The 11775-nt window shown below is 61.1% G+C and carries 8 protein-coding genes and 1 pseudogene; 3 read left to right on the top strand and 6 right to left on the bottom strand.

Annotation, left to right across the window (positions count from 1 at the left end):
* Positions 1 to 38: 38 nt before the first annotated feature.
* Positions 39 to 1255: pseudogene (locus tag ACK1VC_RS12785) on the bottom strand (MFS transporter).
* A gap of 402 nt (positions 1256 to 1657) precedes the next feature.
* Between ACK1VC_RS12785 and ACK1VC_RS12780 the strand changes: the two are divergent.
* Positions 1658 to 1885 (top strand): hypothetical protein, encoded by a 228-nt coding sequence (locus ACK1VC_RS12780; RefSeq protein ID WP_024717704.1) that lies wholly within the window; start codon positions 1658 to 1660, stop codon positions 1883 to 1885.
* Between the two features lie 123 nt (positions 1886 to 2008).
* On the opposite strand, the gene ACK1VC_RS12775 is transcribed toward ACK1VC_RS12780, so the two are convergent.
* The 5 genes from ACK1VC_RS12775 to ACK1VC_RS12755 form a co-directional block, all read right to left on the bottom strand.
* The gene (locus tag ACK1VC_RS12775) at positions 2009 to 2491 is read right to left on the bottom strand and encodes a copper chaperone PCu(A)C (RefSeq protein WP_060518818.1); all 483 of its coding nucleotides are present in this window, start codon (positions 2489 to 2491) and stop codon (positions 2009 to 2011) included.
* Positions 2492 to 3100: an SCO family protein gene (locus tag ACK1VC_RS12770; RefSeq protein WP_016485954.1), complete on the bottom strand. Its 609-nt coding sequence runs from the start codon at positions 3098 to 3100 to the stop codon at positions 2492 to 2494.
* A 221-nt stretch (positions 3101 to 3321) separates the two neighbouring features.
* Complete coding sequence (gene nfuA / locus ACK1VC_RS12765; protein ID WP_449117967.1) at positions 3322 to 3906, bottom strand: Fe-S biogenesis protein NfuA; 585 nt, start codon at positions 3904 to 3906, stop codon at positions 3322 to 3324.
* Positions 3907 to 3964: 58 nt separating this feature from the next.
* Positions 3965 to 4999: an acyltransferase family protein gene (locus ACK1VC_RS12760; RefSeq protein ID WP_016485953.1), complete on the bottom strand. Its 1035-nt coding sequence runs from the start codon at positions 4997 to 4999 to the stop codon at positions 3965 to 3967.
* 207 nt (positions 5000 to 5206) lie between these two features.
* Positions 5207 to 7507 carry a fatty acid cis/trans isomerase gene (locus tag ACK1VC_RS12755; RefSeq protein ID WP_016485952.1) on the bottom strand — a complete coding sequence of 767 codons (2301 nt, stop codon included), beginning with the start codon at positions 7505 to 7507 and terminating at the stop codon, positions 5207 to 5209.
* Positions 7508 to 7683: 176 nt separating this feature from the next.
* Between ACK1VC_RS12755 and metH the strand changes: the two genes are divergently transcribed.
* Both metH and ACK1VC_RS12745 read left to right on the top strand, forming a co-directional pair.
* On the top strand, positions 7684 to 11391 hold the full coding sequence (gene metH / locus ACK1VC_RS12750; protein WP_016485951.1) for a methionine synthase: 3708 nt from the start codon (positions 7684 to 7686) through the stop codon (positions 11389 to 11391).
* 167 nt (positions 11392 to 11558) lie between these two features.
* Positions 11559 to 11774, top strand: coding sequence for a DUF2970 domain-containing protein (locus ACK1VC_RS12745; RefSeq protein WP_016485950.1), 216 nt, complete (start codon positions 11559 to 11561; stop codon positions 11772 to 11774).
* Position 11775: the final 1 nt, after the last annotated feature.

Genomic DNA, 11775 nt, shown 5'->3' with positions numbered 1-11775 from the left:
ACTCAAGCTTGCCCCATGCGCCAACATCGCGCGTCGGGCTATTCACGATGGTCGCCATCAAGGGAATGTGCTTTCAGGTTCCAGCGCACTGGCGCGATGAACAGCATGAGCGTCATCCAGATCAAGGTGGCCGGCCCCGCAAGCACAAAGACCAGGCTGGCAACCAGCCCTGAAGCGGCGTCACCAATGACAGCTGTGAAGTAATAGAGGGAAAAATTTCTGCCAACTTCCTGCTCGTTCGACAAGCACTGGATGTTGGTCACGATCGCGATGTCGACAAATGCCCCCATGAAGCCGACCATGAACAAGAACAGGAGAAACAGCCAGCTGTTGAATTGCAGTGCCACGGCTGCAGCAAAAAACAGTGCGCCGTACAGCACCCAGTAACGCACCACCAGTCGTGCGGTTGTGCGCGGGTTGAAGCGTGTGTAGAGCATGCCACCCAATACGGTGCCTGCAGCAAGCAGTGAAAATACGTAACCCACCGCCGCTTCAGAGGCGAAGTGTTCCAGCACTGACGCAGGAAGAATGAAGCGAATCACCGACGTGGCGAACATCGCACAGAGCGTGGTGCAGCCAATAACAGCAAACAAAGGCGCATTGCTGACCCTGAGCTGACTTACACTGCGCGCCGCATCCCGGACAATGGCGCGCCCATCGAATACCTGCCGGACGCCCTGCCTGGCAGGCCCAAGGGTAGCGATGGAAATGGCCGACAACACCAGGCACGCCGCAAAGAACAGGAAGGTTGCTTCGCGAGACAGCAGTAACACACATGCCGAAAACACCAGAGGCCCGATAATCGAGGCAGCATCCTCGATCACCTGAATACCGCTGTTGACCGAGGCCAGCTGTTGCTTTGCGACAAGTTCGGGAAAGTACGCGCGAAACGCAGGCACATAAAAGCATTCGAGCGCTGTCATCACATCGCAAGGCCGACCAGGACCGGTAACACGGGTGAGGACAAGTTGAACAAGGTAAAGAAGGCAAGTGCCAGCAGGCCTTTGGCCGCCTCTACCGCCAAAAGTATTCGTTTCTTGTCGGCGCTATCTGCCAGCCAACCGCCCAAGGGTGAACACACCATGCTCGGCAAGTAGCGGAAGAAATAGGCGATGCCAATCAAAAGCAGATCCGCCTCGGTCATGGACACGATTGCCACAGCAAACCCAGCTTCGAACGCAAACTCACCACATTTGGAAAAGCAATAGCCCACCGCCAGAGAACGTGTTCCGGGGTTACGACTCAACGCCTGCATCATGGCTGTATTCCTGAGCCAGCGGTTTAGGTCGGCTGAATTTAGAGTTCATTCAACACCGGGCTCAACGCTAAAGTTGTAACCATTGCGGCACGGCCAGCGCAGGAAAATTCAGGCTTGGAATATTCCTACACCCATTAATGAATGCCGAAAGCAGGCCTACCCCTTGCAAAACTGCATCGCAGAACTATTCAGCACACCTGATCAAGCAGTGCAGGTTGGTACCGCATGCGGAGTGGTGGCAACGGTTTAAACATTGCGTTTATCCGCCCAAAATAGTAACTCGATGTTACTTGGGCAACGGAGCGGCCATTTTTCCGCGTTTTCGGCATGTCCTCCAGAGGCAGCAGGAGCCCCGCCAACCCTCTGCTACACTGACAAGGCTGAATGGAGGATCCTGCCATGTCCGAAAGAGAGCTCACCACCCTTCTGTCGCTGATGAACCAGCGCCAAGCCTGCCTGAACAGCGCCTGCAAGGAGATTGCCGACTGGATCGACCGGCAGGGCGATGTGCCCGCCGCCGGCAAGATCCGCGCCAGCCTGAAGGCACTGGAGGCCGATGAGGCCCAGGTTCGAAAGACCCTGACCTCGCTGACGCTCGACAGGCCGCTGCCCAAGTTTCGCAGCTGATTGAACCAGGGGCCGCCGTGGGAGCGAGCTTGCCCCGCGAAGGAGACAACGCGGTGAATGGCACCGGCTTTGCCGGTGTTCGCGGGGCAAGCCCGCTCCCACAGGCTGCCCCGTTCAACGTTATCAGTGCTTCATGTGCATGTGGTCATGCCCACCGCCGGCCTCGGCGTTGAGCGGACGCACTTCGGCCTGCACGTCGAGGGTTTCCTTGGCCCCTTTGGCATCCTCGATGGTCAGGGTCAGCGGCACTTTCTGGCCTTCCTTCACCTGATTGTTCAGGCCCATCAGCATCACATGCAGGCCATTGGGGTCCAGGGTCACGGCCTTGCCGGCCGGCAACTCGACAGCCTTCACCTCACGCATGCCCATCACGTCGCCGTTCATGGTCATTTCGTGCACCTGCACGGTCTTGGCCACGGGCGAAGCCACGCTCACCAGCTTGCTGTCGCTGCTGGCGGTCAGGGTCATGAAGGCACCGGTGGACTGCTGGTGCGGCACGCTGGCACGGACCCAGGCATCGCTCACGGTAGTCTGGGCCAGGGCCGGCAGGGCCAGACCCATCAGTGCCAGGGCAGCCAGGCCGCGTTTGATCGGTTGCATCGACATTCAGCAGATCTCCATCAGGGTAACCAGGTCTTCGGCGCATTCCTTGGCATTCAGGGAATGGCCCAGGCTCAGGCGCAGGGTGCCACGCGTATCGTAGACGTAGCTGGTGGACGAGTGAGAAATCGTATAGGTGTCACCGGCCGGGACCTTCTCGTAGAACACCTTGAACTCCTTGGCCACTGCGGCGATTTCTTCCGGGGTGCCGGTGAGCGCGGTGAACGTGGGGTCAAAGGCCTTGACATAGGCATCGAGCACCTCGGGGGTGTCGCGCTCCGGGTCCAGGGTGATGAACACTACCTGGAACAGGTCGCGGTCACGACCGCGCAGCAGTTTGCGGATTTGTGCCGCGCGCGCCAGGGTGGTCGGGCAAACCGCCGGGCATTGGGTGAACCCGAAGAAGATCATCGGCATGCTGCCGTAGAAGCTCGACAGGGTGCGCACGTTACCTTGCGGGTCTTTGAGGCTGAACTTGCGCCCCAGGATTTCGTTGCTCATGTTCTTGCCGTACTTGAACTCGAGCCCCCGGGCCGGGCTGCAGCCTGCCAGCAGGCCAAGCCCGAGAACGCCCATCCCGGCGACAACGGCGCGCCGGGTGTATAGATCATTCATGAAACCATCCTTTACAGGGAAGGTGCCGACCCTCGGGACGGGCCGGCTGAAAAACCGGGGCATTCTGGCATGACACCCCAAGGGGTTCTACCCGACGAAGGCGGGGATGGCCTGCAGCCCTTTGAAACCGGGCTGCGGCCTGTTGTCGCAGGGGTTGAAACCGTAACAGTTTGTTGCTAAGAGAGCCGCATTTACGCGAACCCTACAGGAGCGCGTCGACGTCAGTAGTAGGCGTTCTCTTTCTGGGTGTGGTCAGTCACGTCACGCACGCCCTTGAGCTCCGGAATACCCTCGAGCAGGGTGCGCTCAATGCCTTCCTTCAGGGTGACATCTGCCTGGCCACAACCCTGGCAGCCGCCACCGAACTGCAGCACGGCAATGCCATCGTCGACCACATCCACCAAACTGACCTGGCCACCGTGGCTGGCCAGCCCGGGGTTGATCTCGGTCTGCAGGTAATAGTTGATACGCTCGTTGATCGGGCTGTCTTCGTTGACCATCGGCACCTTGGCGTTAGGCGCCTTGATGGTCAGCTGGCCACCCATGCGGTCGGTGGCGTAGTCGACCAGTGCGTCTTCCAGGAACGGCACGCTGACTGCGTCCAGGTAAGCGGTGAAGCTCTTCAGACCCACGGCGGTGTCGTCAGGCTTCTCTTCGCCCGGCTTGCAGTAGGCAATGCACGTCTCTGCGTACTGGGTGCCAGGCTGGGTGATAAAAATGCGAATGCCGATGCCAGGCGTATTCTGCTTGGAAAGCAGATCGGCCAGGTAATCATGGGCGGCGTCGGTAATGGTTATAGCGCTCATGTAGGTTCCTCACAGACTTGCGGCCAAGTGTACGCCAACCCGGCCCTTGAACAAAGTCCTAGTAATTGACTCGGGAAAGCGCATATTCACGGGATGGCCCCCGTGGCGCCGCCAGCCAGGCCTGCATGCGCCGGTACAGGCCGCGCTCCAGCCACCGGTAGCTGAACCACGACATTAGTCCAATGGACGGCACGCACAGGGCAAATACCAGATACGGGTTCAGATGCAGGCGCTGGCTGGCGAACCAGCCGGCATACAGCACCAGGACATGGATCAGGTACACCGAGTACGAACAATCGCCAAGGGCCTTGAGCAGCCGATTGCCTTGGAACAGTGGCTCCAAGGCCACAAAGGCCAGCACGATCATCGCACTTGGCACCCCCCAATGCAGCAAGCGCTGGGAAGCGTCCAGGTGGTAGATCGCCAGGCTGGCCACGCCCAGCAAAGCCAGCGGCAACCACCTGCCCTGGCGGATCATCCCGCGACGGTACAGCACGCCCACACCGATGCCGAGCAGGAACTCGTAGATGATGTCGTTGTTGTAGAAGCGGCTGACCACACCCATGCGCCCCAGTACCTCGCTGACCAGTAGCAGAGCAACGGTAACCAACAGCAAGTGATGCCGTTGGCGTACCAGGAAGGCCAGGCCGAAAAGCAGGTAGAAAAACATCTCGAAGTTCAGCGTCCAGCCCACGTTCAGGGTCGGGTACAGGCCATAGCCTCCGGGGTTCTCCGCCGGGATGAACAACATTGACAAGAGCAGGTGATGCCAGGCGAATTCCTGATGTGGCATCCATTGGCTGAAGGCCAGCAGCAACGCGGCCATCAATGCGGTGTAGAACCAGTAGGCAGGAACAATACGCAGTACCCGATTGAGCAGGAACTGGCGCGGTTCGATGGTTTTGTCGCGGGTCGACAGGTAGATGACCAGCCCGCTGATGACGAAGAAGATGTCGACCCCCACGGCGCCACGGTCGGTGAGCAGTTGGCCGATGGGGCCGGTGGCGTGGAAGTCGAAGAAGATCTGCATGAAATGGTGGCAGACCACCACCCAGGCGGCGAACGCCCGCAGTGCCTGAAGCGAATACAGCATGAAATACCCTGCGCTTGCCGGTGTATTGAGGCCTTCGGGAGCGCTTTGCGCTCCATCGCCGGCACGCCAGCTCCCACAAAAACCGCGCACGCCTGAGCACTACGCAGGCCTGTGGGAGCTGGCTTGCCGGCGATTGGGCTGCATAGCAGCCCCCGGACCACCCACCATTTCCGACCGCAGGGTACTCGGAAAGGTCAGCCTACCCGATCAGAGGTTCTCATAGCGGTTCATGTCCAGCACACCCGCCTCGACCGGCGTGGTCTCCTTGATGAAGCTGTTCAGGTCATGGAAGTAGCGCCAGAACTCAGGGTGACTGCGGCGCACGCCCCAGCGCATGACGATGCGCTCGAACCTGGCTGCATCGTCTTTCGCATATTCCAGGTCCTCGACAAACTCCGCCACATCCTTGGTCGGCACGTTGAAGATGAAGTTGGGATAGCTGCTGAGCACGCCCGGGTACAGGGTCAGGGTATCCAACCCGGGCTGGTAGCGGTACGCCTCACCCAGCAGGAACGCCACGTTGCTGTGCGCGCGGTTGCGCAGCAGGCTGTACACCTGGCGCTGGCCGCCCTGCCCTTCGATGCGCAGCATGGTCGCTTCGGGCAACTGGTTGATCACCTTCAGCCCCGCAGCCGGGCGCGACACCAGGCGGCTGAGCGACTGCTCGGCATTGCGGAACTCTTCGCTCACCTGCGGCCGTGAGCAGAAGGCGCCCTGGCAGCGGTTTATCGGGTCGGGCGCAGCATTCAGGCTGCCGGTGCGCTGCAGCAGTTTCAGGCCAAAATCGCGCTTGGGGTTACGCGCGTCCAGCGAGATGCCACTGGGCGTGTCGGTGTCGATGTCTTCATAATCCATCCACATCTTCACCTTGCCGCTGTTCTGGTACCAGTCGCCGAGGATGTCCTTGCGCTTTTCGGCCGGCATCAGGCGCAAGAAGTTGACTTCGGCGCCATTGCGGATCAAGTCAAAATAAAGGCGCGTCTGCAACTGGTGCGAAACATTGCCGTACACATCGAAGTTGACCGCCAGCTGGTAGTAGGTGCGCTCGAACAGCGGGTAGTCGAACAACCACATGGTCAGCGGCACATCACCGATCAGGCCCTTGGTCACCGAGGCACTGTCGAAGTGGCGGAAGATACTGAGCAGCGCGTTGTCGTTACCGGCCCACAGCGTCGACCACCCTGGCGCCGGCATGTCGGCATAGGCGTCGCGACGCAGCTTTTCGTACTCGTTGCGCTTGTCGCGGTAGGCGTGCCACAGGCTCAGCACGCTGCCCACATCATCGATCTGCCCAGGCATGGCCAGCAGCGGGGTGGCCTCGCCACGGTACTTGGCATCCGTGATGTAGCGGTCGAAGGCGGGCTCCTGGAACAGTGCCCAGAAGTTGTCGCGGATCACGTCGGTAGCAATCTGCCCGCGGCACACCGGGCCACGGATGAACGTACGCACGAAGTACTCGGCGTTATCCAGCATGAACTGGTAGCGCGCCACTGCCGGGATTGCCTCGAACGTTTCAAACGGGTTGGCGCGGTGACGCGGGCCGTAGCCTGGCAGCGCGGTAGCATGCCAGTCACCGGCGTAGAACAGCTGCTTCACCCGCTTGAGCTTCTGCGGCCCCATCGGGTAGGTGATGTGCGTCTTGTGCACGATCACGCCCTGCACCGGGATCAGGCGGTAATAGAAGTCGGTGCCGGGTGGGTCATTGGGGCGACGCGTGGCAATGATGTCGGCCGGCTGGCCGCTGGGGGTACGTGAGCGTACCCACTGGAAGAAGTGGCCCTGCTCGCCGCCCACAAAGTAGATGTGCGCCAGGAACAGGTGCTCGTAAAGCCAGCGGCCGACCAGGGCCTCGGTGGAACCCGGGCGGTTGAGCAGTTCTTCCCACTCGGCGATCTGCCTGGCTTCGGTTTCGCTTGGCTTGATCGGTTGATACTCAACAGGCGCCCCGGCCGCCAGCCAGCGGCGCATGGTGTCGTATTCCTTGTCGGTCAGCCCGGTAACGGCCAAGGGCATGCCCTCCTTGGGATGGGCACCGGCATAGGCGTCGAACTCATGGGGCAACGGGCACATGTTGTTGCGGCTCAGGCCCAGCACAATGTCCTCGGGCAGTTTGGCATTGGGCGTGAGTGGGGTCTTGTGCCCCAGCTCCAGCATGCGCGCCATCAGCGCGGCCTGGCTGCCCTGGTTGTCGAGCACCGAGTAAAAGCCTTTCTTGCGCCATTGCTCCTCGCTATGGGCGTCGTAGAACAGCCGCGTGGTAGGCACCGCCTTGCTGCGGTCGCCCTCGTAAACCGGGACCTTGCTGGCACCGCGTACCGCGCCTTCCGGGCTTTCCAGCTTCAGCTGGCAGGCGGCGTCGTTGCAGGCGTGGCAGGCCACGCATTTCTCGGTGAAGATCGGCTGAATGTCCCGGGTATAGGAAATGGCCGGGCTCGACTGGGGGGCTTGCCCGAACACCACGCTGCTGATGAGCAGAGCGAAGGCGCCGGCAAGAATACGATGCACCATGTGCGAAAAGTCCTGGGTCCTGAAAGCTGTCACTGTTGTTGCCTGGTCGTCTTTGGGTGCTGTTAATCGCGCCAGCAACATGAGCAGTTTTCATGCAAATGGGCGGTGCGCCTAAAAACCGCGCAACTTTGATATGATTCTGCACCTTCTGATATTTGCCCGACCAGGTAGTTCCTATGTCCGACCGCAGCGCTCGTCTCCAAGCACTCCAGAACGCCCTCAAAGAGCGCATCCTGATCCTCGACGGCGGCATGGGTACTATGATCCAAAGCTACCGTCTCGAGGAACACGACTATCGTGGCACGCGCTTCGCCGATTGGCCAAGCGATGTAAAGGGTAACAACGACCTGTTGCTGCTCAGCCGCCCGGACGTGATCGCCGCCATCGAGAAAGCCTACCTCGATGCCGGTGCGGATATTCTAGAAACCAACACCTTCAATGCCACGCAGATTTCCCAGGCCGACTACGGCATGGAGTCGCTGGTCTATGAGCTGAACGTGCAAGGCGCGCGCATTGCCCGCCAGGTAGCCGATGCCAAGACCCTGGAAACGCCCGACAAGCCGCGCTTCGTCGCAGGTGTACTGGGCCCTACCAGCCGCACCTGCTCGATTTCCCCGGACGTCAACGACCCCGGCTACCGCAACGTCACGTTCGATGAGCTGGTAGAGAACTACATCGAGGCCACCCGTGGCCTGATCGAGGGCGGCGCGGACCTGATCCTGATCGAAACCATTTTCGACACCCTCAACGCCAAGGCGGCCATTTTTGCCGTGCAGCAGGTGTTTGAAGACGACGCTATCGAACTGCCGATCATGATCTCCGGCACCATCACCGACGCCTCTGGCCGCACCCTGTCGGGCCAGACCACCGAAGCGTTCTGGAACTCGGTGCGCCACGCCAAGCCGATTTCCGTGGGCCTGAACTGCGCCCTCGGCGCCAAAGACCTGCGGCCTTACCTGGAAGAGTTGTCGACCAAAGCCGACACCCACGTTTCCGCCCACCCCAACGCCGGCCTGCCGAACGCCTTCGGCGAGTACGACGAAACCCCGGCCGAAATGGCTGCGGTGGTCGAAGAGTTCGCAGCCAGCGGCTTCCTCAACATCATCGGGGGTTGCTGCGGTACCACCCCGGGCCACATCCAGGCCATTGCCGAGGCCGTGGCCAAATACAAGCCACGCGAGATCCCGGAGATTGCCAAGGCCTGTCGCCTGTCCGGCCTGGAACCGTTCACCATTGATCGCCAGTCGCTGTTCGTCAACGTCGGCGAGCGCACCAACATCACCGGTTCGGCCAAATTCGCCCGGCTGATCCGTGAAGAAAACTACACCGAAGCCCTGGAAGTCGCCCTGCAGCAGGTCGAGGCCGGCGCCCAGGTGATCGACATCAACATGGACGAAGGGATGCTCGATTCCCAGGCGGCCATGGTCCGTTTCCTCAACATGATCGCTGGCGAGCCGGACATTTCCCGCGTGCCGATCATGATCGACTCCTCCAAGTGGGAAGTGATTGAAGCCGGCCTGAAGTGCATTCAGGGCAAAGGCATCGTCAACTCCATTTCCATGAAAGAAGGCGTCGAGCAGTTCAAGCACCATGCCCGCCTGTGCAAGCGCTACGGTGCCGCCGTGGTGGTCATGGCCTTCGACGAAGTCGGCCAGGCCGACACCGCCGCGCGCAAGAAGGAAATCTGCAAGCGCAGCTACGACATTCTGGTCAACGAAGTGGGCTTCCCGCCCGAAGACATCATCTTCGACCCGAACATCTTCGCCGTTGCCACGGGTATCGAAGAGCACAACAACTACGCCGTCGACTTCATCGAGGCCTGTGCCTATATCCGTGACCACCTGCCCCATGCGCTGAGCTCGGGCGGTGTGTCCAACGTGTCGTTCTCGTTCCGTGGCAACAACCCGGTGCGCGAGGCGATCCACTCGGTGTTCCTGTTCCACGCCATCCGCAACGGCCTGACCATGGGTATCGTTAACGCCGGCCAGCTGGAGATCTACGACGAGATCCCGGCCGAGCTGCGTGAAAAGGTCGAGGACGTGGTGCTCAACCGCACGCCGGAAGGGACCGATGCCCTGCTGGCCATTGCCGACGACTACAAAGGCGGCGGCGCCACCAAGGAAGTCGAAAACGAAGCCTGGCGTTCGCTGCCGGTCGGCAAGCGCCTGGAGCACGCACTGGTCAAAGGCATCACCGCGCACATCGTCGAGGACACCGAGGAGTGCCGCCAGCAATGCGCACGCCCCATCGAGGTCATCGAAGGCCCGCTGATGAGTGGCATGAACGTGGTTGGCGACCTGTTCGGTGCAGGCAAGATGTTCCTGCCCCAGGTGGTCAAGTCGGCCCGCGTGATGAAGCAGGCGGTGGCGCACCTTATCCCGTTCATCGAAGCCGAAAAAGGTGACAAGCCAGAAGCCAAGGGCAAGATCCTGATGGCCACGGTAAAAGGTGACGTGCACGACATTGGCAAGAACATCGTCGGCGTAGTGTTGGGCTGCAACGGCTATGACATCGTCGACCTCGGCGTGATGGTGCCGGCCGAGAAAATCCTGCAAACCGCCCGCGACGAAAAATGCGACATCATCGGTCTGTCCGGCCTTATTACCCCGTCGCTTGACGAGATGGTCCACGTTGCCCGCGAAATGCAGCGCCAGGGCTTCGAACTGCCCCTGATGATCGGCGGCGCCACCACGTCCAAGGCGCACACCGCAGTCAAGATCGAACCCAAGTACAGCAACGACGCCGTCATCTACGTCACCGATGCCTCGCGGGCGGTCGGCGTGGCCACCCAGTTGCTGTCCAAAGAGCTCAAGCCGGGCTTCGTCGAGAAAACCCGCCTGGAATACGTGGATGTGCGCGAGCGCACCGCCAACCGCAGCGCCCGTACCGAGCGCCTGAGCTACGCCCAGGCCATCGCCGCCAAGCCGAAGTACGACTGGGCCGGTTACCAGCCAGCAGTGCCCTCCTTCACCGGCGTCAAGGTACTGGAAGACATCGACCTGCGCACCCTGGCCGAATACATCGACTGGACCCCGTTCTTCATTTCCTGGGACCTGGCCGGCAAGTTCCCGCGCATTCTCACCGACGAGGTGGTCGGTGAGGCTGCCACCGCGCTGTACAAGGATGCCCGCGAGATGCTCGACAAGCTGATCGACGAGCAGCTGATCAGCGCCCGCGCGGTGTTCGGCTTCTGGCCGGCCAACCAGGTGGCCGATGACGACATCGAGGTGTACGGCGAGGACGGCCAGGCGCTGGCCACGCTGCACCACCTGCGCCAGCAGACCATCAAGCCCGACGGCAAACCCAACTGGTCGCTGGCTGACTTTGTCGCGCCAAAAACCAGCGGCGTCACCGACTATGTGGGCGGGTTCATCACCACTGCCGGCATTGGTGCAGAGGAAGTGGCCAAGGCTTACCAGGACAAAGGCGACGACTACAGCTCGATCATGGTCAAGGCCCTGGCCGACCGCCTGGCCGAAGCCTGCGCCGAGTGGCTGCACGAGCAGGTGCGTAAAGAGCACTGGGGCTATGCCCGCGACGAACACCTGGACAACGAAGCGCTGATCAAGGAGCAGTACCGCGGCATCCGCCCGGCCCCGGGCTACCCGGCCTGCCCCGACCACACCGAAAAAGAAACCCTGTTCCGCCTGCTCGACGGCACCGCCATCGGCGAAACCGGGCCGAGCGGTGTGTTCCTTACCGAGCACTTTGCCATGTTCCCGGCGGCGGCGGTGAGTGGCTGGTACTTTGCCCACCCGCAGGCGCAGTACTTTGCCGTTGGCAAGGTCGACAAGGACCAGATCGAGCGCTACAGCGCGCGCAAAGGGCAGGATGTGAGCGTAAGCGAGCGCTGGCTGGCACCGAATCTCGGGTACGACAGCTAAGACTGTGCCGGCTTCCTCGCGGGCAAGCCCCCCACAGGTAAATCACTGCCCTGGCGGTTTGTGCCGAACCTGTGGGAGCGGGCTTGCCCCGCGAAGAGGCCGGCACAAGCAACCTTAGCGCCATTGCCTACACTGTTCCTGATTGCCTCTGATCTTCAGGAGCTACCATGGATGATTCCAGCCAGGGCAAACCCCCAACCTTCTGGCAGATGCTGCACAGCATCCTCGCCGCCGCATTCGGCGTGCAAAGCGGCAAGAACCGCACCCGCGACTTCACCCACGGCAAAGCCAGCCACTTCATTGCACTGGGGACGCTCTTCACCCTGATTTTCATCATGGTGCTGATCGGCCTGGTGCAACTGGCCCTGCACCTTACCCGCTAGC

It is taken from the genome of Pseudomonas sp. XP2, from assembly GCF_053557975.1.
The sequence above is the reverse complement of the archived record's forward strand: the minus strand, read 5'-3'. Positions and strand labels throughout refer to the sequence as shown.

Excerpts from the sequence above, each read along its gene's own strand:
- ACK1VC_RS12780 (WP_024717704.1), top strand. The coding sequence starts at position 1,658 with ATGTCCGAAAGAGAGCTCACCACCCTTCTGTCGCTGATGAACCAGCGC.
- ACK1VC_RS12775 (WP_060518818.1), bottom strand. The coding sequence starts at position 2,491 with ATGTCGATGCAACCGATCAAACGCGGCCTGGCTGCCCTGGCACTGATG.
- ACK1VC_RS12770 (WP_016485954.1), bottom strand. The coding sequence starts at position 3,100 with ATGAATGATCTATACACCCGGCGCGCCGTTGTCGCCGGGATGGGCGTT.
- nfuA (WP_449117967.1), bottom strand. The coding sequence starts at position 3,906 with ATGAGCGCTATAACCATTACCGACGCCGCCCATGATTACCTGGCCGAT.
- ACK1VC_RS12760 (WP_016485953.1), bottom strand. The coding sequence starts at position 4,999 with ATGCTGTATTCGCTTCAGGCACTGCGGGCGTTCGCCGCCTGGGTGGTG.
- ACK1VC_RS12755 (WP_016485952.1), bottom strand. The coding sequence starts at position 7,507 with ATGGTGCATCGTATTCTTGCCGGCGCCTTCGCTCTGCTCATCAGCAGC.
- metH (WP_016485951.1), top strand. The coding sequence starts at position 7,684 with ATGTCCGACCGCAGCGCTCGTCTCCAAGCACTCCAGAACGCCCTCAAA.
- ACK1VC_RS12745 (WP_016485950.1), top strand. The coding sequence starts at position 11,559 with ATGGATGATTCCAGCCAGGGCAAACCCCCAACCTTCTGGCAGATGCTG.